The 21,393-nt window shown below is 55.5% G+C and carries 25 protein-coding genes; 18 read left to right on the forward strand and 7 right to left on the reverse strand.

Annotation, left to right across the window (positions count from 1 at the left end; translation table 11 throughout):
* Positions 1-23: 23 nt before the first annotated feature.
* Positions 24-665: a protein-methionine-sulfoxide reductase heme-binding subunit MsrQ gene (msrQ, locus tag IEX96_RS00005; RefSeq protein WP_188873267.1), complete on the reverse strand. Its 642-nt coding sequence runs from the start codon at positions 663-665 to the stop codon at positions 24-26.
* A gap of 26 nt (positions 666-691) precedes the next feature.
* Positions 692-1,660, reverse strand: coding sequence for a protein-methionine-sulfoxide reductase catalytic subunit MsrP (msrP, locus tag IEX96_RS00010; RefSeq protein ID WP_150004531.1), 969 nt, complete (start codon positions 1,658-1,660; stop codon positions 692-694).
* 251 nt (positions 1,661-1,911) lie between these two features.
* Here msrP and IEX96_RS00015 point away from each other — a divergent pair, with 251 nt between their 5' ends.
* The 8 genes from IEX96_RS00015 to IEX96_RS00050 all read left to right on the forward strand — a co-directional run bounded on the left by IEX96_RS00015 (position 1,912) and on the right by IEX96_RS00050 (position 8,236).
* Positions 1,912-2,478 carry a YqgE/AlgH family protein gene (locus IEX96_RS00015; RefSeq protein ID WP_229773413.1) on the forward strand — a complete coding sequence of 189 codons (567 nt, stop codon included), beginning with the start codon at positions 1,912-1,914 and terminating at the stop codon, positions 2,476-2,478.
* 118 nt (positions 2,479-2,596) lie between these two features.
* A complete protein-coding gene (locus IEX96_RS00020) occupies positions 2,597-3,073 on the forward strand; it encodes a tRNA (cytidine(34)-2'-O)-methyltransferase (protein ID WP_150004532.1) in 477 nt (158 codons plus the stop codon).
* 10 nt (positions 3,074-3,083) lie between these two features.
* A complete protein-coding gene (gene hemF / locus IEX96_RS00025; RefSeq protein ID WP_229773414.1) occupies positions 3,084-3,989 on the forward strand; it encodes an oxygen-dependent coproporphyrinogen oxidase in 906 nt (301 codons plus the stop codon).
* A gap of 192 nt (positions 3,990-4,181) precedes the next feature.
* The gene (locus IEX96_RS00030; protein WP_150004533.1) at positions 4,182-4,505 is read left to right on the forward strand and encodes an autorepressor SdpR family transcription factor; all 324 of its coding nucleotides are present in this window, start codon (positions 4,182-4,184) and stop codon (positions 4,503-4,505) included.
* A complete protein-coding gene (locus tag IEX96_RS00035; protein WP_150004534.1) occupies positions 4,502-5,089 on the forward strand; it encodes a hypothetical protein in 588 nt (195 codons plus the stop codon). The genes IEX96_RS00030 and IEX96_RS00035 overlap by 4 nt, the downstream gene beginning before the upstream one ends.
* 89 nt (positions 5,090-5,178) lie before the next feature.
* Complete coding sequence (locus IEX96_RS00040) at positions 5,179-5,904, forward strand: energy transducer TonB (protein WP_150004535.1); 726 nt, start codon at positions 5,179-5,181, stop codon at positions 5,902-5,904.
* 156 nt (positions 5,905-6,060) lie between these two features.
* Positions 6,061-7,002: an NAD(P)H-dependent flavin oxidoreductase gene (locus IEX96_RS00045; RefSeq protein WP_150004536.1), complete on the forward strand. Its 942-nt coding sequence runs from the start codon at positions 6,061-6,063 to the stop codon at positions 7,000-7,002.
* Positions 7,003-7,066: 64 nt separating this feature from the next.
* On the forward strand, positions 7,067-8,236 hold the full coding sequence (locus tag IEX96_RS00050) for a PA0069 family radical SAM protein (RefSeq protein WP_150004537.1): 1,170 nt from the start codon (positions 7,067-7,069) through the stop codon (positions 8,234-8,236).
* Between the two features lie 67 nt (positions 8,237-8,303).
* Here the strand turns inward: IEX96_RS00050 and IEX96_RS00055 are convergent, their stop codons facing one another.
* Both IEX96_RS00055 and IEX96_RS00060 read right to left on the reverse strand, forming a co-directional pair.
* On the reverse strand, positions 8,304-8,810 hold the full coding sequence (locus tag IEX96_RS00055; RefSeq protein ID WP_150004538.1) for a type III secretion system chaperone family protein: 507 nt from the start codon (positions 8,808-8,810) through the stop codon (positions 8,304-8,306).
* A gap of 247 nt (positions 8,811-9,057) precedes the next feature.
* Positions 9,058-9,390, reverse strand: a complete 333-nt coding sequence (locus tag IEX96_RS00060; RefSeq protein WP_150004539.1) for an accessory factor UbiK family protein — start codon at positions 9,388-9,390, stop codon at positions 9,058-9,060.
* A gap of 195 nt (positions 9,391-9,585) precedes the next feature.
* On the opposite strand from IEX96_RS00060, the gene lgt reads away from it, so the two are divergent.
* The 4 genes from lgt to IEX96_RS00080 all read left to right on the forward strand — a co-directional run bounded on the left by lgt (position 9,586) and on the right by IEX96_RS00080 (position 13,409).
* The gene (lgt, locus tag IEX96_RS00065) at positions 9,586-10,461 is read left to right on the forward strand and encodes a prolipoprotein diacylglyceryl transferase (RefSeq protein WP_150004802.1); all 876 of its coding nucleotides are present in this window, start codon (positions 9,586-9,588) and stop codon (positions 10,459-10,461) included.
* Positions 10,458-11,543 (forward strand): class I SAM-dependent methyltransferase, encoded by a 1,086-nt coding sequence (locus tag IEX96_RS00070; RefSeq protein ID WP_229773416.1) that lies wholly within the window; start codon positions 10,458-10,460, stop codon positions 11,541-11,543. The genes lgt and IEX96_RS00070 overlap by 4 nt, the downstream gene beginning before the upstream one ends.
* The gene (gene pgeF / locus IEX96_RS00075; RefSeq protein WP_150004540.1) at positions 11,536-12,321 is read left to right on the forward strand and encodes a peptidoglycan editing factor PgeF; all 786 of its coding nucleotides are present in this window, start codon (positions 11,536-11,538) and stop codon (positions 12,319-12,321) included. Before IEX96_RS00070 ends, pgeF begins: the two co-directional genes overlap by 8 nt.
* Positions 12,322-12,476: 155 nt before the next feature.
* Positions 12,477-13,409: a ribose-phosphate pyrophosphokinase gene (locus tag IEX96_RS00080; protein WP_150004541.1), complete on the forward strand. Its 933-nt coding sequence runs from the start codon at positions 12,477-12,479 to the stop codon at positions 13,407-13,409.
* Positions 13,410-13,475: 66 nt separating this feature from the next.
* Here the strand turns inward: IEX96_RS00080 and IEX96_RS00085 are convergent, their stop codons facing one another.
* Together IEX96_RS00085 and apbC are read right to left on the reverse strand one after the other, a co-directional pair.
* On the reverse strand, positions 13,476-13,910 hold the full coding sequence (locus IEX96_RS00085) for a CoA-binding protein (RefSeq protein WP_150004542.1): 435 nt from the start codon (positions 13,908-13,910) through the stop codon (positions 13,476-13,478).
* An 18-nt stretch (positions 13,911-13,928) separates the two neighbouring features.
* Positions 13,929-15,050: an iron-sulfur cluster carrier protein ApbC gene (gene apbC / locus IEX96_RS00090; protein WP_188873268.1), complete on the reverse strand. Its 1,122-nt coding sequence runs from the start codon at positions 15,048-15,050 to the stop codon at positions 13,929-13,931.
* Positions 15,051-15,235: 185 nt separating this feature from the next.
* Between apbC and hflK the strand changes: the two genes are divergently transcribed.
* From hflK to IEX96_RS00110, 4 genes are all read left to right on the forward strand, one after another.
* Positions 15,236-16,372 carry an FtsH protease activity modulator HflK gene (hflK, locus tag IEX96_RS00095; RefSeq protein ID WP_150004543.1) on the forward strand — a complete coding sequence of 379 codons (1,137 nt, stop codon included), beginning with the start codon at positions 15,236-15,238 and terminating at the stop codon, positions 16,370-16,372.
* Positions 16,369-17,238, forward strand: coding sequence for a protease modulator HflC (gene hflC, locus IEX96_RS00100; RefSeq protein ID WP_150004544.1), 870 nt, complete (start codon positions 16,369-16,371; stop codon positions 17,236-17,238). Before hflK ends, hflC begins: the two co-directional genes overlap by 4 nt.
* A gap of 15 nt (positions 17,239-17,253) precedes the next feature.
* Positions 17,254-17,451, forward strand: a complete 198-nt coding sequence (locus tag IEX96_RS00105; RefSeq protein WP_229773417.1) for a DUF2065 domain-containing protein — start codon at positions 17,254-17,256, stop codon at positions 17,449-17,451.
* Between the two features lie 246 nt (positions 17,452-17,697).
* On the forward strand, positions 17,698-19,038 hold the full coding sequence (locus IEX96_RS00110) for a DegQ family serine endoprotease (RefSeq protein ID WP_229773418.1): 1,341 nt from the start codon (positions 17,698-17,700) through the stop codon (positions 19,036-19,038).
* Between the two features lie 58 nt (positions 19,039-19,096).
* Here the strand turns inward: IEX96_RS00110 and IEX96_RS00115 are convergent, their stop codons facing one another.
* On the reverse strand, positions 19,097-19,777 hold the full coding sequence (locus IEX96_RS00115; RefSeq protein ID WP_150004547.1) for a YceI family protein: 681 nt from the start codon (positions 19,775-19,777) through the stop codon (positions 19,097-19,099).
* Between the two features lie 125 nt (positions 19,778-19,902).
* Here IEX96_RS00115 and IEX96_RS00120 point away from each other — a divergent pair, with 125 nt between their 5' ends.
* Together IEX96_RS00120 and IEX96_RS00125 are read left to right on the forward strand one after the other, a co-directional pair.
* Positions 19,903-20,643, forward strand: coding sequence for a hypothetical protein (locus tag IEX96_RS00120; RefSeq protein WP_150004548.1), 741 nt, complete (start codon positions 19,903-19,905; stop codon positions 20,641-20,643).
* Positions 20,644-20,660: 17 nt separating this feature from the next.
* A complete protein-coding gene (locus IEX96_RS00125) occupies positions 20,661-21,392 on the forward strand; it encodes a hypothetical protein (protein ID WP_150004549.1) in 732 nt (243 codons plus the stop codon).
* Position 21,393: the final 1 nt, after the last annotated feature.

Raw genomic sequence — 21,393 nt, forward strand, 5'->3', positions numbered from 1 at the left:
CCTTTGCCATGGTGAATCACGTATTACAACAAATGGGAATCCCCGAATTTAATAGGTCCTGACCCTAGGGACCTGTAAAGACGCCACAGCAAAAGTGCCGCTATAATGGCAGCATAGATCTTGGGTTCAAGCCGGTTTCCTTTCACCAGAAAAAGGAAGTGCAAGGCGGCCAAGAGCCCCGCCATATAAACCAGACGGTGCAATGCCTTCCAGCGCGGGGCCCCCAAGCGTTTGATCCAGCCTTTTGTGGAGGTAGCGGCAAGGGGAAGAAGGCACAAAAACGCACCCACACCAAACAGGATATACACCCGTTCCATAATGTCGCGCCACAGGGCCGAAAAATCCAGTGCAAGATCAAGCCCTAAATAGCTGCCTAGATGCACGGTTACATAAAAAAAGGCGAATAACCCCACCATGCGCCGAAACATCAAAGGCCACGGCTTGTTGATGAGGGCCGCAAACGGGCTGACCGCCAAAGCGAGAATCAGCATGCGCAAGGTCCAGCGCCCGCTGAAGCGGTTGGAGATTTCTTGCGGGTTGATGCCCAGTCCATTGGGCTCTCCAGAAAAATAAAGCGCCCATTGCACAGTCAGCCACAGGGCGGGAAGGCTCAACATGAAAAAGAGGATCGGCTTTCCAAAGATGCGGATCTGTGCCGTGGTCATGAACGAAAGAGCCTTGGAAAAAGAGCTTAAAAATATGTGCGCAGATCCATACCGGAATAAAGCCCGGCCACTTCTTCGGCATATCCGTTGAACATCAGGCTGTCGCGGCGACGGAAATCGCCGATGCGGCGTTCTGTGGCCTGGCTCCAGCGGGGATGGCGCACTTCGGGGTTCACATTGGCATAAAAGCCATATTCCGAAGGCGCAAACTGGTTCCACGAGGTGACGGGCTGCTTTTCCGTAAAGCGGATGGCGACAATAGATTTTATGGATTTGAACCCGTATTTCCAAGGGATCACAAGGCGCAAAGGGGCGCCGTTCTGATTGGGAAGCGGGGCATCATACAGTCCGGTTGCCAGCAAGGTCAGCGGGTGCAGGGCTTCATCCATCCGCAGCCCTTCTTTATAGGGCCAATCCAGAACCGGAAAGCGCAGGCCACGCATCATTTTACGGTTAGCCAAGGTTTCAAACTGCACATAGCGTGCCTTTGATGTGGGCTGCAGGCGGCGGATGATCTTGTGCAGGGGAATACCGATCCAGGGCACCACCATGGACCATCCTTCCACACAGCGTAGCCTGTAGATGCGGCTTTCCAGATCGCTTGGGGTGATCAAATCGTCAAAGCTGTAGGTGCCGGCCTTTTCCACCGCACCAGAGACTTTCACCGACCAGGGCTCTGTTTCCATGGCGCTGGCATAGCGCTTTGGGTCGGACTTGTCGGTGCCGAATTCGTAGAAATTATTATAAGATGTGAGAGCCTTATAGTCTGTCTGGGGTTCTTCGGTGGACAGGGCCTTGTTCAAGGGAGCCTGTGCATAGGGCGAGGCCGCAGCTATTTGCGCTTTTGCGGGGGGCATGCCTGAACGCGCCGCGCCAATGCCGACAATTCCGGCCGCAGCCATGGTTTTCATGATATGGCGTCGGCTGTAATACAGGGCTTTTGGCGTTACCCCGGACTCGGGGATTTGCCAGCTTTTGCGTATGTTGATCAGCATGTGCCGCGCCTTTCCGTCTCTGACAAAGAGCGTCGCCGTGTTTTATCATAACAAAGCCGGTGCGGACTTCCACCGACTGTTTTTCCGCATTTTCCTTCTGATCTGTTTTGTTGTGCAAGAAAACAGCGGGTTGTCCTTGCCCGCCAAGCCAAAAGCGCCCAAACTAGGCGGCGAATAGATCATGGATTGCCCGACGGTCACGCCAGCGCGTTTGGCCATCTATCACTTCATATGACAAAGGATCCTTATCGGTGTCGAGACAAAGCGGATATCTGGAAGGGCAATTGCTGCTTGCGATGCCGGGCATGTCGGATGCACGGTTCGACCGATCCGTTATATATCTGTGCTCCCATTCCGAAGAAGGGGCCATGGGGCTGGTGCTTAATGAATATCTTACGGCCCTGACATTTTCTGAATTGCTGGATCAGCTTGATATTGAAACCGAAGGCACCGTTCAGGATGTGCCCATTTTCGCAGGGGGGCCGGTGGAAACGGGGCGGGGCTTTGTGCTGCATACCAATGATTTCATTCAGGACAGCACCCTTGTTGTCAGCGAAACCATCGCCCTGACCGCGACTGTGGATATTTTGAAAGCCATTGCCGAAGGGACGGGGCCGCGCCAGCATATTCTGGCATTGGGCTATGCGGGCTGGTCGCCGGGCCAGCTGGAACAAGAAATCCAGTCCAATGGATGGCTGACATGCCCAGCAGATGAAGAACTGGTTTTTTGCACCGCTCCCGATGATATGTGGCCGCGCGCCATGGCCATGATGGGTGTTGATATATCCATGCTGTCATCGCTTTCAGGGCATGCCTGACCGGCTTTGCCCGCGGGCTTGCCGTTGCAATTTCTTTTGAATGACGTAGGAAAGGGGCTGGTGTGGCACGCTGGCCTTGGCGTGGCCATGTGTGCAGCTTTCATGAAATGTCTGGCCGATGGTGGATCTTGCTCTTTTCCAACCGGATATTCCCCAAAATACCGGAACTATTTTGCGCATGGGCGCCTGCCTTGGCGCGGCGGTTCATGTGATCGAGCCTGCGGGCTTTCCCTTTTCAGAAAAGGCGCTGCGGCGGGCGGGCATGGATTATATCGATCATGTGCGCATTTTTCGCCATCTGGATTGGTGTGCATTTGAAGCGTGGCGCAAGGAGGCCGGGCGGCGAGCCGTTTTGTTGACGACAAAAGCCGCTCAGCCTTATACGGATTTGACCTATCTCAAAGATGATGTCCTGATTTTGGGGCAGGAAAGTCAGGGCGTGCCGCAAAGGGTTCATGATGCGGCCGATGAACGGGTGACCATCCCCATGCATTTGGGCATGCGATCACTGAATATTGCAATGGCTGCGGCGTTGGTGTTGGGCGAATCCTTGCGCCAGACCGGAGCCTTCCCTGTGATCGAGCAGGCTGAGTGAAGGGGTGTCGATGATGGCGACGATGATGACCGATAATGAGGACCAAGGGGCGATAATGGAAGACAGAAAAGCCCGCGCGGCCACATGGTTTGAATGTTTGCGTGATCAGATATGCGAGGCTTTTGAAAAGTTGGAATCCGATTATCGCGGGCCGTTGTCTGATCGCCCTGCCGGACGGTTCGAGCGCAAACGCTGGAAACGTGATGCGGCAGCCCATGAAACGGGGGATACCGGCGGCGGTGAAATGTCGATCATGCGGGGACGGGTGTTTGAAAAGGTCGGGGTGAATATCTCCACTGTCTATGGACAATTCGCAGAGCCTTTCAACAAGCAGATCCCCGGTGCGGAAGAAGATCCGCGCTTTTGGGCTTCGGGCATTTCTCTGGTGGCGCATATGCGATCGCCTTTGGTGCCTGCGGTACATATGAACACCCGCATGATTGTCACCAGCAAATCATGGTTCGGGGGCGGCGCCGATCTTACCCCCACATTCCCCGATGAGGCCGATACCAAAACATTTCACAGCGCTTTGAAAGCCGCCTGTGATGCCCATGACGATAGCTATTATCCGCGCTTTAAAGAATGGTGCGATACATATTTTTTCTTGCCGCATCGCAATGAAATGCGCGGGGTTGGCGGTATTTTTTACGATCAGCTCAATAGCGGCGATTGGGAGGAAGATTTTTCCTTCACCCGCGATGTGGGACGGGCCTTCAATGATGTGTATCCCGCACTGGTGCGCAACCATATGGATAAAGAATGGACCGATGCGGAACGCGAAGCGCTTTTGGTAAAACGCGGGCGCTATGCGGAATTCAATCTGGTCTATGATCGGGGCACCAAATTCGGCCTGCAAACCGGCGGCAATATCGACGCGATCTTGATGTCTTTGCCACCTGAAGCCAAATGGCCCTGAGTGGGGTTTGGGGCCTGGACCCGTTGTTTTTACCCTTCTCCTTCAAATAGATATCGGCACCCCGGACATGGTCCGGGGGCCATATAGGTCTTCGCTTTCAATAAGTGATACCGCCTTGCATAAAGGCCAGGCCATGGGCCTTGGCCGGTATTTTTCTTGACAATGATTAGATAATTAGCTAATTGTCTATTCATGAGCACAGTTTTTAAAGCCTTATCCGACCCGACGCGCCGCCGCGTTCTGGAACTTTTGCGGGAAGGCCCGCAATCGGCAGGAGCACTTGCGGCGCATTTCAATGTCTCCAAGCCCACCATGTCGGCGCATTTTTCGGTGTTGAAAGAAGCCGATCTGGTGGAAGCGGTCAGGCAAGGAAAAACCATCCTCTATCATTTGAAGCTATCGGTTCTGGAAGATGCGCTTTTGGGCTTTGCCCGTGTGTTCGGGCTGGGCGAAACGGCCCCGCCGCCAGCGATAAAAAAGAACAGCGAAAACAAAAAAGAGGACCCCGTGTCATGACAGCACACACATCTCTGAAAACAGCCGCATCGGTTATTGTTCTTGCGGTGGCAGGGCTGGCCATTTGGCAAGGGATGCTTGATCCTTCCCGCATCCTGCCCATGGCAGTTGCCGCGCTCTTTCTGCCCATAGCCGGGGGCGGGGCTTTGCTGCTCGTCCATTTGAAATGCGCGGATGCAACGCGCCGGTCGGCGGCTTTGGCCAGCCTTTATAAAGGCATTATTTTTGGTGGCATCATCCTTGCCGTGTCTTTGGCGGCGACTTTGGGCGCCCTTTTAGGTGCTTTTGACGGGGCAGCCAATATTTCAAAACGGATATCCGGGATCATCATCGGTGCGGTTTTCCTTTATTACGCCAATAGCCTTCCCAAACGGGTCGCCTCGGCGAAAATGCAGAAAATCCTGCGCGGCAATGGCTGGATTTTTGTGATTGCGGGTCTGGGCTATTTTCTGAGCTGGCTGGCTTTGCCGATCCAGATGGCAGGCACCGTGGCTATCGGCATCATGGCTGTGGGTGTGGCGGTGGTTATCATCAGGACATTGGGATATCGCCGCGCCTGTCAGCCCTCGAACGAGGGGCAGTGAAATACGCTTTTGTTGCAAAGGGTGCGTGAAAATATAGGCTCCAATGATAGCCCTTACGATCAAATTCGAAGACTGGCAGGGAAAATTTTATGAACAGGATGATTATTTTATTGGTGCTTTTTATTCTTACGGCCTGTTCCGCTGATGGATTTGGCAAGGCGAAGCATAGTGTGATGCGCAATGCGGTCTATGAAGCGGCGACTGGCTGTGAACAGAAAATGGTAGCTTTGCCGTCCACTGCTGATCCGGTGGAATTTGATATTGCCCTTTTATGTATCGACCGGATCTTGTCGCGCGGGGACTTGCGTGTATACGAGCAAGCGGTGGTGCAGGAACTTCGGGCATCGGCGCTTGTTCGGGCTGGAAAAAACAGGCAAGCGCAACGGATCTTCGCGCAATTGATGAAAACAAAGGGTCTGCCGTCTGGTTTCTATCCGCGTGTGCTCCGGGCGCAGGCGGCGGTTGGTAATGCAGAGGCGCAACGGGTGTTGATGGCGAACGAGGAATGGAGCAATTCACCGTTGAAATATGTTGCCCCCCGCTATCCCAAGGCTGCCGTTGATGAGGGCATCGAAGGATGTGTCATGGTCGAATTTACAGTGGAAGAAACGGGACGGACGAGCAATGTGGATGTTGTCCGGGCCGAGCCGCCGCATGTGTTCGATCAAGAAGCTATAAGCGCGGCACAGCGCATCCGTTATGAGCCTCCGACCTATAAGGGGGAGCCGGTCAAGCAGTTCGGCGTTGCTCATCTATTCACCTTCCACATGACGGAAGATATCAAGCCACAGGATATGTCGCGGCGGTGCATTTGAGGGATCTGCGACCATGAAGACAGGGCGCAGATTCTGGGTCAAAGTGCGTGCTTCTTGGGCCGGTCACTGATCGTGCTTTTTCTGTGAAGTGATACCGTGACACAGGGAACGGGGCAGGGCACTATGGGGGAAATATCTTCAAGGAGACTGCCCGATATGGCTATGCCCGTTGCTTTGAAAGACCGCTTGCGGCTTCCCGTTATTGCCGCCCCGATGTTTTTGGTTTCCGGCCCCAAGCTTGTTGCGGCCTGCTGTAATGCCGGGGTGATCGGGACATTCCCCAGCCTGAATGCCCGTCCGGTGGAGCAATTCGATGCGTGGCTTGATGATCTGGAGGCAGGGCTTGAGGCCGATGCCGCACCTTTCGGTGTGAATTTGATCGTGCATCGTTCCAACAGCAGGCTGGAAGAAGATACGGCGCTGGTGGTGAAACACAAAGTACCGCTTGTCATCACATCGGTGGGGCATCCGGGCGATATTGTCGCTCAGGTTCATGCCTATGGTGGGCTGGTGTTTCACGATGTGATCAATATGCGCCATGCTGAAAAGGCCATTGAGGCGGGCGTGGATGGCATTATCGCCGTTTGTGCCGGAGCCGGTGGCCATGCGGGCACGCTGAACCCCTTTGCCTTTATTCCCAAGCTGCGCGAGCGTTTCGATGGCGCCATCATATTGGCCGGATCGTTGTCTGATGGCCGGTCTATCCGGGCGGCACAGGTTTTGGGCGCCGATTTTGCCTATATGGGCACACGCTTTATTGCCACCAGGGAAAGCGTGGCGGATCAGTCCTATAAAGACATGATCGTCCAGTCTGAAATGAACGATATTATCTACACGGATCAGGTGTCGGGGATCTTGGGGAATTTTCTCGCCCCCAGCCTGAAGGCGGCAGGTATCGACCCGACGCCGGGAGCGGTTATGAAAGCCGTGAATATGGATCTATCCATGCGCGAAACGGGCGATAAGAAAAAAGGCAAGGCATGGAAAAGCATCTGGAGCGCTGGGCAAGGCGTGAGTGCTATCCATGATGTGCCAAGCGTTGCAGAACTGGTGGCGCAATTGGAGGCGGATTATAAAGCCAGCGCCCGAACGGACTGATTGTTTGCGACGAGACAAGACTATTTGTTCTTGATTTGTTCTTGTAGGCGCGTAAACTGCGCCCATGAGAACACGTCCGGAAATCACAGAATCACCATTGGAAGAAACGGCCTTCGTTCGCGCTGAGAAAAGGCGTGGGCGAGGGGCGCGCTCCAATGCTTCGGGGCGGCATGAAGCCTATGCGCGGGTGTCTTTCGATGATGGCTGGCATGATGGGACGGCAAGCCAAGGGGCTGGGGGTGCACAGGCCGAGCACCATGAGGCGGATGAGAATGATATCCCGCGGCTCAGAACCACGGTCACGGATGAACATGCGAAAACCATCATCACCCGCAATATATCGCCCGATATTCCCTTTGATCGCTCGATCAATCCCTATCGTGGCTGTGAACATGGCTGCATTTACTGCTATGCGCGGCCCAGCCATGCCAATATGGGGCTATCGCCCGGTTTGGATTTTGAAACGCGGCTGTTTGCAAAGCCCAATGCTGCCGATTTGTTGCGTAAGGAACTGGCGCGTCCGCGATATCGTTGTCGGCCCATTGCCATCGGCACCAATACAGACCCTTATCAACCGGTCGAGAAGGATCGGCAGATTATGCGCCGTCTTCTTGAGGTGCTTGATGAAGCGTCCCATCCTGTGACCATTATAACCAAATCCGCTTTGATAGGGCGCGATCTGGATATTCTATCCTCTATGGCGCGGCGGAATTTGGTAAAGGTGGCGCTGTCTGTCACCACATTGGATCACCGCCTTTCCCGTCATATGGAACCACGGGCCAGCACGCCGGGGCGGCGTTTGCAGGCGATTTCGGCGCTGGCAAAGGCCGGCATAAGAACAGGGGTGATGGTGGCTCCGGTGATCCCGTCCTTGAACGACCATGAAATCGAAGGAATTTTGGCAAAAGCCTATGAAGCGGGGGCGCGGGAAGCGGGGTGGGTGATGTTGCGCCTGCCGCTTGAAATCAAGGACTTGTTTGCCGAATGGCTGGCGGAAGAAGCCCCTGACCGGGCGGATCGGGTGATGGGCTTGGTGAAAAATATGCGCAATGGCCGCCTCTATGACACGCGGTTCATGCACCGTATGCGCGGGCAGGGGGCTTATGCAGATATGATTTCCAAGCGCTTTCGTTTGGCGGTGAAAAAACTGGGCTTTCATATGGGGCTCGAGCCTTTGGACTGCACGCGATTTGTTGCGCCCCGGCAAGATAGCCAGCAGATGAGCCTGTTTTAATGAAAACCGGGCGGCAGGCTGTGCCCGCGCACCCGGTAAAGGCTGATTCGTTGGGTGAGGCTTTGGTTCAAGCCTCGCCCATGGTTTCCAGCATGGCGGCATCCAGTGCGTCTTTCGGGGTTTTCCCCGCCCAGACCACGAATTGGAAGACCGGATAAAAGCGTTCACATTCGCTCAATGCGGTTTCTACCATGATCGCCAGATGATTGCCGGAAAGACCGGTGCCTTCTTCATCGGCGATGGTGGCGTGGCGATACATCAGCAAGCCTTCATCGCACCACATTTCAAAATGCCCAAGCCATAATCGTTCATTGATCAGGCCCAGCGTTTCATAAACATTTGCCCGTTTGGCCTCGGGAACGCGGCCATCGAACACGCTGGCAATTTGCAAAACGCGTTCTTCTTCGCGCCAGAAAAAGCGGAGTTGATATTCGCAATATCCGCCGGTAACGGCAGCGGTTAGTTCATCTTCCTGACGGTCGAAGACCCAATCATTGACGTTGGCAAGCTCCTCAACCAGATCGAGGGGGTTGGAAACCGGAGCGGTGTCGTCGTCGGCGATGAGCGTGGTCATGCTCTTTCACTCCTTTGGCTGCTCCCCGGCCATAACCGCCGGGGATCTTCACAGATCCGGGCGTTTTATGCGCAAGGTCTTGGGCAACACGCCAAGATACAAGCCTCCCATGGTTTTAAACCAACAGGGAAAGCCTGCCATTCAAGCCGTGTCTGCGCAAGAAATCTGTGGGGGTCAGCCTCAATATCTTGTGGATAACTTCCCGCATTGCCCCACAATGTGTGTCGGGCAAGATGCGGGGCGGGGGTCAGCTTTTATCCGGCGCGGATTTTTTGGCCTTTGCCGAAGCGTCCGGGGAGGCCTTTTTTGCCGCTTTGGCCGGTGCCTTTGGTGCGGGCTTCCGGCCTGCTTCCAAGGCCTCGAGCCGGGCTTTCAGGCGTTCATTTTCCTCGCGGGCTTTTGCGGCCATGGCCTTTACCGCATCAAATTCATCGCGGGTTACCAGATCCAGTTCACCAAGGCGGCGATCCAGCCAGGCCCGCGCCGCCCCTTCTGCTTCAGAGCGCACAGAAGTCAGGGCACCGGCAGCGCCTGTGGCCAGTTTCGCCAGATCATCGAGGAATCGATTGTCTGTCTGCATGGGAGTTTCGTCTTTCCAGCAATCTCAATTACGAGCTGAATATGGGGCGAGGACGGATGCATTGCAAAGATTGTTTTACGCTTCATCTGCAAGTCGCCAAAATTCAAGGCGGGGAACCACCTTGACAGGGCGTGTTTGTGCATGATGATGGCGGGCACATATCGCATGTTTCCCGCCAATGAAAGGCACGAATTGATGCACGGAATATCCTTTCTGGGCGTATTGGCCTATCCGCAGATCGACCCGGTTCTGGTGACCATTTTCGGCCTGCCGATCCGCTGGTATTCATTGGCTTATCTCACAGGATTGATGGGCGGTTGGTGGTGGGTGCGGAAGGTGGCCCCCACGCTTGGGGTTCCCATTACCCGCCAGCAGATCGACGATTTTCTGATGTGGGCCACCCTTGGGGTGATCTTGGGCGGCCGCCTTGGTTATGTGCTGTTTTATAAGCCCGCCGCCTATCTGGAAGATCCCGCGGCCATCTTGCGTTTGTGGGATGGCGGCATGTCTTTTCATGGTGGCCTGGTCGGGGTAACGCTGGCGATTATCCTTTATTCCCGGTCAAAGCAGATCCCGCTTTTGCGATTTTCCGATATGATCGCTGCGGCTGTCCCTATTGGCCTGTTTTTCGGGCGATTGGCCAATTTCATCAATGGGGAATTATGGGGCCGCGCCGCCAATGTCCCTTGGGCGATGGTCTTCCCAAGCGATCCCAGCCAATTGCCGCGCCACCCAAGCCAGCTTTACGAATCAGCGCTTGAAGGGCTGGTTCTGTTTCTTGCCATCAATTGGCTGGTTTTTCGGTCGCAAACGGTCCGGCGCAAGCCCGGCCTTTTGGTGGGGCTGTTTTTCTTCGGCTATGGCCTGTCGCGCTATGTGGTGGAATTCGCCCGCGAGCCTGATGCCCATTTGGGGCTGTTGGCGGGGATCATATCCATGGGGCAGCTTCTCAGCCTGCCGATGATCCTGTTCGGGGGCTGGCTGATGTGGAGCGCCTTGACCGACCGGATGCCGCGCTTGCTGAAAGATGTGGGAGAGCGCAAACCCGCAAAAACCGGAGGCAAAGGGTGACAACACCGCTGTCCAAACATCTGCACGCCCTGATCAATGCCACCGGGCCGATCAGCGTGCATCGCTATATGTCGGAAGCGTTGATGCATCCCGATCATGGCTATTACCGAAAGCGCGATCCTTTGGGCGCGAAAGGTGATTTTATCACCGCGCCGGAAATTTCGCAGATTTTTGGCGAATTATTGGGACTTTGGCTGGCGGATCGGTGGGAAGCCATGGGGCGGCCTGATCCGGTGCGGTTGGTGGAATTGGGGCCGGGGCGCGGCACGTTGATGGCCGATGCCGTGCGGGCCATGGCCGTGGTTCCCGGCTTGGCACAGGCCCTTGATATTCATCTGGTGGAATCCAACGAAGCCTTGCGAAAGGCGCAAGGAAAGAAGGTAAAGGCCCAGTGGCATGATCGCTTTGCCGATGTGCCCGAAGGCCCGATGCTTTTGGTGGCCAATGAATTTTTCGATGCCTTGCCGATTTATCAGTTTGTCCGCACAGCATCAGGCTGGGCAGAACGCCATGTAACCAGTGACGGGAAGGGCTTTGACTGGTGCCTTGGGCCGGCTTCGGCACAGGCGGCTTTGATCCCCGAAACATTGCAAATGGTGGAAGAAGGGGCGCTGGTGGAATTATGCCCGGCAGCGCTTTCCATCACCGATGACATCGCCAAGCGTATCAACAGCCATGGCGGGGCAGCGCTGATCATCGATTATGGTTATGAACAGAGCGCAGCAGGGGAAACATTGCAGGCCATTCGCCGCCATCAACGCGTTGATGTGTTCCATAAGCCCGGCGAAAGCGATCTGACCGCCCATGTGAATTTCGACCATTTGTCCCAGGTAGCGCTGCAGGCCGGTGCGCAGGTGGAAGGGCCGGTGACACAAGGCGATTTCTTACGGGATCTGGGCATTGAAATCCGTGCGGCCTTGTTGTGCCGGCGTGCAACGGAAAAGCAGGCCTGCGATATCAAAGCCGCCGTGCGCCGCTTAACGGCACCGGATATGATGGGAACCTTGTTCAAGGCCATGGCCATCCAACCCGGCGACGGGCCAACGGTAGAGGCAGAAATCAGCGAGGCGCCAGATGTCTGAACGCCACCCCCCTTGTGCCACTTCTTCTTTGCTTTCCGCCTGTGACGGGTTGGAGCATGGGTTTTTTGGCCGGCGGGGCGGGGTTTCTAGCGGTCCTTATGAAAGCCTGAATGCCGGGCGCGGCTCAGATGATGACGGGGCGGCGGTTTTGGAAAATCGTCGCCGGATTTGCGCGACTGTGGGGGGCGCGGCGTTGGCCACGCCTTATCAGATCCACAGCGCCATTGCCCATTATGCAGGGGCGGATTTCGATTCGGCCAATCCGCCGCGCTGCGACGCTTTGGTCACCGATCAGCCGGGCTTGGTTGTGGGGATCGTCACGTCGGATTGTGCGCCGGTTTTGTTGGTTGATCCAATGGCGGGCATTGTGGCTGCGTGCCATGCGGGCTGGCGCGGCGCGGTTTCGGGCATTGTGGCGGCCACCGTTTCGGAAATGGAAAAACATGGTGCCCGTTCCGATCGGATAATCGCAGCCATCGGCCCCGCCATTGCCCAAGCCTCTTATGAGGTGGGGGACGAGGTGCGGCAGGCGTTTCAGGCGGTGGACCCGTTTTTTGCCAATTTCTTTGCCAAAGGCGTGCGTGCGGGGGCTTTCCAATTCGATCTGGAAGGGGCTGTGGCCGGGCAATTGGCACGTGCCGGAGTGTCGCAGGTGGAGCCTTTGGGGATAGACACCTATTGCGATAAAAATGCCTATTTTAGCTATCGTCGTTCAACCCATGAAGGTGCAACGGATTATGGTCGGCAGCTTTCGGTGATCACTCTCGCGCAGACATGAGACCAATTAGCAAAGCGGAGTGGTTTACAAGGGGGGGCACCGCTTGCTAAGAGCACGCCAACCCGGCGGAAAGGTCAGCCCCCTAGGGGCTTGGCCTGAAGGAACGTTCCGGCCGCTGTCATTGCAGGCATAAAATCGCTCAGACGGAGCCCAGAATGAAAATTCTTACTGGAAATTCCAACCCGCCCTTAGCTGAAGCCATCGCCACTTATCTCAACATTCCTTTGACGAAAGCCAGCGTGAAACGCTTTTCCGATCAGGAAATTTTCGTCGAAATTCACGAAAACGTACGCGGCGAGGATGTGTTCGTCGCCCAATCCACCAGCTACCCCGCCAATGACCATCTGATGGAACTGCTGGTGTGCATCGATGCCTTGAAACGAGCTTCGGCGCGCCGAATCACCGCCGTTCTTCCTTATTTCGGCTATGCCCGACAAGATCGAAAACCGGGGCCGCGCACGCCCATTTCTGCGAAATTGGTGGCCAATTTGATCACCACCGCAGGGGCCGATCGGGTGCTGACCATGGATCTTCACGCCGGACAGATTCAGGGCTTTTTCGATATCCCCACCGATAATCTTTATGCGCTGCCGGTTCTGGGCCGCGATCTGAAAGAAAATTACTCCCCCGAAGATTTGATGATCGTATCGCCCGATGTGGGCGGTGTGGTGCGGGCGCGCGCCTATGCCAAGCGGGTCGGAGCACCTTTGGCCATTGTGGATAAGCGCCGCGAACAGGCCGGTGTATCGGAAGTGATGAACATCATCGGCGATGTGGAAGGCCGGGTATGTGTGTTGGTGGATGATATCGTCGACTCGGCGGGCACATTGTGTAATGCCGCCGATGCCTTGATGCAGGCAGGGGCGAAATCCGTATCGGCCTATGTGAGCCACGGGGTTCTGTCTGGCGGGGCTGTGGCCCGTATTGGTGCTTCTTCGTTGAAGGAATTGGTGATTACCGATTCGATATTGGCAACGGAAGCGGTGCGCGTTTCAAAGAAAGTGCGGCGTATCACCATCGCGCCGCTGATCGCCGAAGCCATGAACCGCATCAGCCACGAAACGTCGGTGTCCAGCCTGTTTGATTGATCCTTTTGATCAAAGCCGGCGGTTTTGGGCCGCCGGTTCTTGATTTTCGCTGCGGTTGGGCGGGTTTTATCCCTTTGCTTTCACCCCAAGCCGGGGAATTTCCTTTGCCGGACAGCGATCCATCACAACCATAAGGCCAGCCTTTTCGGCGCGCTGTGCCGCCGCTTCATCCCACACGCCTTCTTGTAGCCAGACGGCCTTTGCGCCAATACGGATGGCCTCATCCACCACGCTGCCCGCATCGGCCGACCGGCGAAAAATATCCACCATATCCACCGGGTGGCCAATGGCGTCCAGACTGTCCAGCACAGGCACGCCGGGGGCAAAGTCCTGTCCTTCATAGGCGGGATTGACCGGAATGACCCGATAGCCTTGATCCATCAGAAAACGGGCGACACCCCGGCTGGGGCGGCCATCCTTGAGACTGGCTCCTACAACGGCGATGGTTTTCACGCGCTCCAATAGCGCATGAATGTGGTCGTCGGATGGATTTTTGAACATGGACGCCCTTTCTGGTTTTCAATCAATGCGGATGGTGGGGCCTTTTTTATCGGCCCGCTGCAATCGCGCGGCGATGGCTTTGGCAATGTCCAGATAGGCTTGCGCCTGTGGGCTTTCGGGGGCGCTGGCGCTGATGGGGGTGCCTTGATCCGATGTTTCGCGGATGCGCATATGCAGTGGCACTTCGCCCAGGAAATCCGCCCCGAGATTGGCGGCCGTTTCCCGCGCGCCGCCATGGCCGAAAATGTCCGAACGCTCGCCGCAAGACGGACATAGGAAATAGCTCATATTTTCGATGATGCCGAACACGGGCACATCCACCTTTTCAAACATGGCCAATCCCTTGCGGGCGTCGATCAGCGCAATGTCTTGTGGCGTTGAAACGATCACCGCGCCCTTCAAAGGAACCCGTTGCGACAAGGTGAGCTGCGCATCGCCGGTGCCGGGGGGCATGTCCACCACCAGGACATCCAAGGCGCCCCAATTCACATCGCCCAAAAGCTGGGTGACAGCCGACGCAACCATGGGGCCACGCCAGATCATTGCTTTTTCTTCTTCCACCAGATAGCCGATAGACATGGTTTTGATGCCAAAGGCTTCCATTGGCTCGATGGTTTTGCCCGAGACATGCGGCCGTCCCGACAATCCCACTAGGCGCGGGATGGAGGGGCCGTAAATATCCGCATCCATCAGGCCCACGCTCAATCCCGTGCGGGCAAGGGAAATGGCCAGATTGACAGCGGTGGTGGATTTTCCGACGCCTCCCTTGCCGCTGGCCACAGCGATGATAGCTTTCACCTGTTTGATGCCTTCCAAAGCAGGTGGGCCGGCTTTGGCCGCGCCGTGCATAGACGGGGGCGTGGCGGGGTGCGGGCCGCTGGATTGCGGCGGGCGCTCTGCTGTAAGCGCCACCGTCGCCGATAAGACGCCGGGAAGGGCGCTGACCACCTTTTGGGCAGCCAAACGCACCGGCTCCATCTTTTGGGCCTTCTCCACCGTTCCCACATCCAGGGCGAAGCCGATATTCCCCTTTTTGATCACCAAGCCGCTGATATACCCAAGACTGACGATATCTTTTCCCTGTTCGGGGTCGATGACGGTTTCAAGGGCGGTTAAAATCTGGTCTTTTGTTGGGGTCATTCATGGCCTGCAGTTTGACAAAAAGGGAAAAAGTGCCACCCAATTGTCGCAGTTTAATAAAAGGTGACATTGCGACACGGGGCTTGCTCCCATATATAGCGAGACAGAGTTTTTATGCAAAAGCGCATTATGGGATGATCCTGTGATCTGTGCTTTGTGGGATATACGAAGGGGAGAGAGCGTTTATGCCGTGGCAAAATACCGGCGGTGGTGGGGGTAAAGGCCCATGGGGAACTGGCCCCAACGGCCCGCAAGGGCCCCGCGGCCCTTATGGCCCCAAAGGTCCACAAGGACCACAACCCAATCTTGATGATCTGATGCGCAAAGGTCAGGAACGCTTGCAAAAAGTCTTGCCCGGTGGGGCCGGCGGAAAAAGCGGCATCGTGCTTTTGATCGTGATCGCCTTGTTATTGTGGGCGGCCACCGGCGTATATCGGGTCAATACCGATGAACAGGGCATTGTTTTGCGCTTTGGCGAAGCCGCCGAACAACCCACCTTGCCGGGCCTTCATTGGCATTTGCCCTGGCCGATTGAAACCGTGATGACTCCGGCGGTGACGGTTGTGAACCGTGTGGATGTGGGGTTCCGCCAAGGCATGGCGCAACGCAGCCGTCCGACCAGCTTGCTGGATGAAAGCCTGATGCTTACCGGCGATGAAAATATCGTCGATGTGGCCTTTACGGTGTTTTGGCAGATCAACAATGCCCGCGATTATCTGTTCAATATTCAAACGCCGCAGGAAGACACCGTGAAAGCGGTGGCGGAAAGCGTCATGCGTGAGATTGTCGGGCGGACCCAGATCCAGCGTGTTTTGACCGAAGGCCGTGGTGCCATCGAAGAAGAAGCTGGCCGGGAACTTCAAAAAGCGTTGGATGAATATGGCGCAGGTATCCTTATTGGTGAGGTGAAGCTGGAAAAGGTGGACCCGCCCTTGGAGGTGATCGATGCGTTCCGCGATGTGCAGGCCGCTGAAGCCGACCGCGAGCGTTATCGCAATGAAGCCGATCGTTATGCCAACCAGATCATTCCCGAAGCCCGTGGCCGGGCCAATCAGCTTTTGCAAGAAGCCGAAGCCTATAAAGAGCAGGTGATTGCTCAGGCCCAAGGGGATGCGGCCCGTTTCTTATCGGTTTATGAGGAATATGCGCAGGCCAAGGATGTGACGAAGAAGCGCATTTATCTTGAAACGATGGAAAATATCTTTGCCGATATGGAAAAAGTGATCATGGACGACAAGTCCGGGACCGGAGTGGTTCCTTATATGGCTCTTCCCGAGATCAAGCGGCGCAGCAACACATCCACGAATGGAGGCGGACAATGAGCGTACGCAGTATTATCCTCCTCGTTTTGGCGGCTGCTCTCATTCTTGTGGCCAGCACCGGTCTGTTTACGGTTCGGGAAACCCAGCAGGTTATCGTCATGCAGTTTGGCGATCCGCGCCGTGTTGTGAAAGAGCCGGGCCTGCATTGGAAAATTCCGTTTCTGCAGCAGGCGAATTATTTCGATTCCCGTATTCTGAATCTGGATATTCCAGCGCAGGAAGTGATCGCATCTGACCAGAAGCGTTTGGAAGTGGATGCCTTTGCCCGTTTCCGCATTACCGATCCCTTGCTCACCTATCAAACGGTGCGCAATGAACTGGGGGCGAAAAGCCGGATCCAGACCATCATGGCGTCGAATTTGCGTCAGGTGTTGGCGTCCGAGCCTTTGCGGACCATCGTGTCCGGTGAGCGCAGCCGGTTGATGACCACCATCCGCGACAGTGTGAATGCCAATGCCAAGCGTTTTGGTATCGATGTGGTGGATATGCGCTTGCGCCGGGTGGATCTGCCGGAAGCCAATTCGAAAACCATCTTTGAACGGATGCGTACCGAGCGGGAGCGGGAAGCGGAAGAAGCCCGCGCCGAAGGCCGTGAATTGGCGGCACGTATTCGCGCACAGGCGGATCGTGAACGCACGGTTTTGTTGGCGGAAGCCAGCCGGGATGCCCAGAAGCTACGCGGTGAAGGCGATGGGTCTGCGGTGAAGATTTTTGCCGATGCCTTTGGCAAGGACGTGGATTTCTTTGAATTCTATCGCACCATGGAAGCCTATCGGAATTCTCTGAAGGGCAGCAGCACCACGGTGATCTTGTCACCGGATAGCGAATATCTGGGCTATCTGCGTGGGTCGGAGAAGAAGAACTGAGCCGAGGTTTAGCCCATGATGTTTGATTGGGGCGATTTTGGTGTGGCAGTGGGACTGGCGCTTGTTTTTGAAGGTTTGGGCTATGCCCTTGCACCGGATTTCATGCGCCGTCTTTACGCCATGATGTTGCTCGAACCTGTGCAGCGTTTACGCCTGATGGGCGCCGTGGCTGTCTGTCTGGGCTTTGTCGCCATCTGGGCGATCCGGGGATGATCCCTTGCCGCTGCTTGTGCATATGCTCTGATATGCTCAGGCGGCGGCAGAAAATCAAATGATGCGACGCGTTATAAGAAATGAAGACCTGCGAAAGGAGTGGCCATGCGCCCAATAACAGCGACAGCAAAAGCACAAAGACCATCTTTGACCGTTAAGACGCAGACATTTCTCGCATTCAGCCTCGTGCTGATGTCTGCCCTCGTGATCTCAATGCTTTTGGCTCTCTCGGCGCACGCGCGTCAAATGCCTGAAAGTTTCGCTGATCTGGTGGAAAAATTGTCCCCGGCGGTGGTGAATATTTCCAGCGTGCAAACGGTTGAAGCCCGGTCCAGCCGGTCGCCTTTTCCTCCGGGCTCGCCCTTTGAAGATTTTTTCGAAGAGTTCTTGAACCGCGGTCAGCCCAATGGCAGCGATGAACCGCAAACCCGCAAGCTGCAAAGCCTTGGCTCTGGTTTCATCATTGATGCCAAAGGGCTGGTGGTCACCAATAATCATGTGATCGAGTCTGCTGATGAAGTGACGGTGCGCACGGTTGACGGTGAAGAATATGAAGCCGAAGTGATCGGCCGCGATGCAGAAGGCGATCTGGCCTTGTTGCGTATTCAATCGGATGAAGATTTCCCGTTTGTGCAATGGGGCAGCTCTGGCAAGGCCCGTGTTGGTGATTGGGTGCTGAGCATCGGCAATCCCTTTGGCCTTGGTGGCTCGGTAACGGCGGGGATCATATCGGCGCATCATCGCCAGATCAGCGGTGGTCCATTCGATGATTTCATCCAGACGGATGCCTCGATCAACCGGGGAAATTCTGGCGGTCCCCTCTTTGATCTGGATGGCAATGTGATCGGCATTAACACAGCGATTTTCAGCCCCACCGGCGGCAATGTGGGGATCGCTTTTGCCATCCCGTCGGATCAAGCCCGCAAGGTGATCGCGCAGATTGAAGAATTTGGCTATGCCCGGCGCGGTTATCTGGGTGTCCAGATCCAGCCCGTGGATCGGATGACAGCCGATGCTTTGGGTCTTGATGATGCCAAAGGAGCTTTGGTGAATTCCGTCACCCCCGATAGCCCGGCGGAAAAAGCGGGCGTGGAAGATGGCGATATCATCATCGAATTCAATGGGGAAAAGGTGGAAGACAGCGCCGCTTTGGTGAAAGTGGTCAGTTCCCTTGGTGTTGAAGAAAAAGCCACATTGACCATCCTACGCGGTGGGGATCGCAAAAAGCTGTCCGTGGTTACGGGCGAGCGTCCGCGCCCTGAAGACAGTGAAGATACGGCCCAACCGTCTGTGACGGAAGAATTGGGGATGGAACTGTCCGATCTTAATGGCGTGTTGCGCCAGCAGTTCAATGTTCCGGATGATGTCAATGGCGCCCTTGTGTTGCAAGTGGCCCCGGATCTGCGTCAACGGGTGGCGCGCGGTGATGTGATCGTCGAGGTAAACCGCAAGCCGGTGGAAACGTCCGGCGATGTGAGTGCGGCGATTGCCGATATTCGCGCCGAAGGCCGGTCGGCGGCTTTGTTGCGGCTTTATCGCAATGGCGATTTCTACTTCATCCCGATCCCGCTTGGCGGCGATGAATAAGCACCAGGTGTTTCAAGGATAAGCATCAAGAGAAAGGGCTGGATTTTCCGGCCCTTTCTTATGGGCCAAGAACCAGTTCCGCTTCGATCTGCAAACGGACGGTTTTCCCCACCGCAGGCACCCATTTCCCCAAACCCCAATCTGAACGATCAAGCTCTCCATGCGCGGAAAAGCCCATGGTTGGCACGCCGGTCAGCGGATTTTTGGCATAGCCGTTGAATACCACCTCTAAAACGAGGGGGCGCGTTCGGCCATTCATTTCCAGAATCCCTTCGATTTGGCCGGTTTGGGCATCAAGAAGGGTGGTGGTGTTTGCAGTAAAGCGAATGGATGGATGGGCCTTTAAATCGAAAAATTCAGTCTTCAGCATGCCGTCAATAGCCTCGCTGCCGCTATTGAGAGACGCGACAGGGATGTCTACATCCAACTGGCTTTGGGTGGGGGCAGAAGGGTCGAAATGCAGCGCAATGGCAACATCGTCGAAACGTCCGGTGAATTGGCTATAATCCAGATGCCACAGGGAAAAATGCACAAAAACATGGTCGGGATCGCTATGATAAACACCTGCCGGTATCGGTGCGATGCGGGTGGATACATCATGGCTCAGCACGGCAAGGCCCTGTTCAATTCTGGTGCAAGCCGAAAGGAGGACCACAGCCAGAAAGGCCACCGCCAAAGCGAAGCGGGGCAGGCTCACTCCAGAAACTGGTGCGCAGGGCGCAGGCAAGTGGCTTTGCATAAGAAAATACTCTTTGGAGCGCGGGAAAATCCGACACTCAGGCCATGGCAGTCATATCATTCAGACTTGGTTCAGCTTGGCTGTGCCACACTCATCTGTCAAAATCACGGGCATAGGAGATGCATATGCCGGAGTTTTCATTGAGGCGTTTGACGCTGGCTCTATCTTTTGGGGCTGGCGCCATGGTGTTTTCCATGAACGCTATCGCGCAGGATAAAGTGCCAGAGAGCTCTGGAGTGCAGGTCGAAGCCACCTTTTCCAAAGGCTTGGCGCGGCGGATGGGCAGCATCAATTCTATCGAACAATCTCTGGAAGATCGTTTTCGGCGCACCGGTTCGGATGATCGTAGCGCCATTAGATCCGCCATACAGCGCTTTGCGAAAATACGCACCTATGGCACGGAATGGGCGGGGGAACGGCTGATCCCCGATATGAAAGACTATACTGTCGTCAATCTGTTAGAAGCCTTGACGGTGGATAATCTTCAGCGTGCGGCGCCTCAGTTCAAAGGCACGATTCGTTATACCATCAAGAACATGCGTGTGTCATCGCATCCTGTGGCGTTTCTCACCGGAGCGAATTCCTATATCAGCGGCAAGGTGGAAATGCTGGCCCCCGATGGGCGCGTTTTGAAAAAGGAAAAACTGACCGCCAATCTGGTGGTGGACCCGTCTGTGGACTGGTCTTATGACGGTGATAAATATGCTTTCGTCGAAAATGATGAAGCCAATCGTGTGGGACCGACCCTTGCCTATTTCGTTGAACAGGCCCTTGAGGATTTGTGGCCCGACAAGAAAAAAGAGATCGAAGGGCCGATCATTATCCGGCTTAGCGGGCCCAATGAACAGATAAGATTCAATCGCTGACCCTTAAGGACGACTGTATGTATCGCGCCACGTCGGTGATTTTGGCTCTTGTTATTGGTGTCTGTGGGGCTGTGGGGGCCGGGCGCTCCTATGCACAAGACACCACAACAGAAGCCACGGCACCTGCCTATAAGCTGGATATTGAATTTTCCGGCAAATTGCTCAAAAGGATGAAAGTGATCAACCGCGTGGAACGCATCCGCGAGGAACGCTTTCGTAAAAGCCTTGTGGATGAGCCGGGGATGCGTTCAAGCCTGCAAAGCCAGGGGGTGTCCTTGTTTCGGGATGTGGAATGGGCGGGCGAGCGGCTGATCCCCGATTTGCATGGCTATACGGTGGAAGCCCTTGTTCGGGGAATGGTGGCCAGAAATCTTGCCCGTGCGGTGCCGGATTTCGCCGGAGAGATTCGTCTCAAGCTGGACCGGATTAAGGTCGATAATCATCCGGTGGCTTATCTGCGTGCGTCCCATAGCTATGTTGTGGGAAAACTGGAGGTACGTGATGCCGATGGACACAAGATCTTCGAAGATAAAATGACCTTTCCGCTGGTGGCCGATTTTTCCCTCGATTCAAATTATGATGGCCCGCGCTTTGCCTTTGCTCAAACGGATGAAAGCAACCGTGTGGGCCCCGTTCTGGCTCATTTCGTGGAAAAGGCGCTGGAGCGCGTTTGGCCGGATCAGGAAGAGGCCATTGTAGGCCCTCTTATCATCCGGTTGGCCGGACCGGACGTTTCCACTATTCGCTAGC

This window comes from Iodidimonas muriae, assembly GCF_014647255.1.
Classification (GTDB): Bacteria; Pseudomonadota; Alphaproteobacteria; order Sphingomonadales; family Rhodothalassiaceae; genus Iodidimonas; species Iodidimonas muriae.

Coding starts and splice junctions, on each gene's coding strand:
- msrQ (WP_188873267.1), bottom strand. CDS start 665: ATGACCACGGCACAGATCCGCATCTTTGGAAAGCCGATCCTCTTTTTC.
- msrP (WP_150004531.1), bottom strand. CDS start 1,660: ATGCTGATCAACATACGCAAAAGCTGGCAAATCCCCGAGTCCGGGGTA.
- IEX96_RS00020 (WP_150004532.1), top strand. CDS start 2,597: ATGGTGGATCTTGCTCTTTTCCAACCGGATATTCCCCAAAATACCGGA.
- hemF (WP_229773414.1), top strand. CDS start 3,084: ATGATGGCGACGATGATGACCGATAATGAGGACCAAGGGGCGATAATG.
- IEX96_RS00030 (WP_150004533.1), top strand. CDS start 4,182: ATGAGCACAGTTTTTAAAGCCTTATCCGACCCGACGCGCCGCCGCGTT.
- IEX96_RS00035 (WP_150004534.1), top strand. CDS start 4,502: ATGACAGCACACACATCTCTGAAAACAGCCGCATCGGTTATTGTTCTT.
- IEX96_RS00040 (WP_150004535.1), top strand. CDS start 5,179: ATGAACAGGATGATTATTTTATTGGTGCTTTTTATTCTTACGGCCTGT.
- IEX96_RS00045 (WP_150004536.1), top strand. CDS start 6,061: ATGGCTATGCCCGTTGCTTTGAAAGACCGCTTGCGGCTTCCCGTTATT.
- IEX96_RS00050 (WP_150004537.1), top strand. CDS start 7,067: ATGAGAACACGTCCGGAAATCACAGAATCACCATTGGAAGAAACGGCC.
- IEX96_RS00055 (WP_150004538.1), bottom strand. CDS start 8,810: ATGACCACGCTCATCGCCGACGACGACACCGCTCCGGTTTCCAACCCC.
- IEX96_RS00060 (WP_150004539.1), bottom strand. CDS start 9,390: ATGCAGACAGACAATCGATTCCTCGATGATCTGGCGAAACTGGCCACA.
- lgt (WP_150004802.1), top strand. CDS start 9,586: ATGCACGGAATATCCTTTCTGGGCGTATTGGCCTATCCGCAGATCGAC.
- pgeF (WP_150004540.1), top strand. CDS start 11,536: ATGTCTGAACGCCACCCCCCTTGTGCCACTTCTTCTTTGCTTTCCGCC.
- IEX96_RS00080 (WP_150004541.1), top strand. CDS start 12,477: ATGAAAATTCTTACTGGAAATTCCAACCCGCCCTTAGCTGAAGCCATC.
- IEX96_RS00085 (WP_150004542.1), bottom strand. CDS start 13,910: ATGTTCAAAAATCCATCCGACGACCACATTCATGCGCTATTGGAGCGC.
- apbC (WP_188873268.1), bottom strand. CDS start 15,050: ATGACCCCAACAAAAGACCAGATTTTAACCGCCCTTGAAACCGTCATC.
- hflK (WP_150004543.1), top strand. CDS start 15,236: ATGCCGTGGCAAAATACCGGCGGTGGTGGGGGTAAAGGCCCATGGGGA.
- hflC (WP_150004544.1), top strand. CDS start 16,369: ATGAGCGTACGCAGTATTATCCTCCTCGTTTTGGCGGCTGCTCTCATT.
- IEX96_RS00105 (WP_229773417.1), top strand. CDS start 17,254: ATGATGTTTGATTGGGGCGATTTTGGTGTGGCAGTGGGACTGGCGCTT.
- IEX96_RS00110 (WP_229773418.1), top strand. CDS start 17,698: ATGCCTGAAAGTTTCGCTGATCTGGTGGAAAAATTGTCCCCGGCGGTG.
- IEX96_RS00115 (WP_150004547.1), bottom strand. CDS start 19,777: ATGCAAAGCCACTTGCCTGCGCCCTGCGCACCAGTTTCTGGAGTGAGC.
- IEX96_RS00120 (WP_150004548.1), top strand. CDS start 19,903: ATGCCGGAGTTTTCATTGAGGCGTTTGACGCTGGCTCTATCTTTTGGG.
- IEX96_RS00125 (WP_150004549.1), top strand. CDS start 20,661: ATGTATCGCGCCACGTCGGTGATTTTGGCTCTTGTTATTGGTGTCTGT.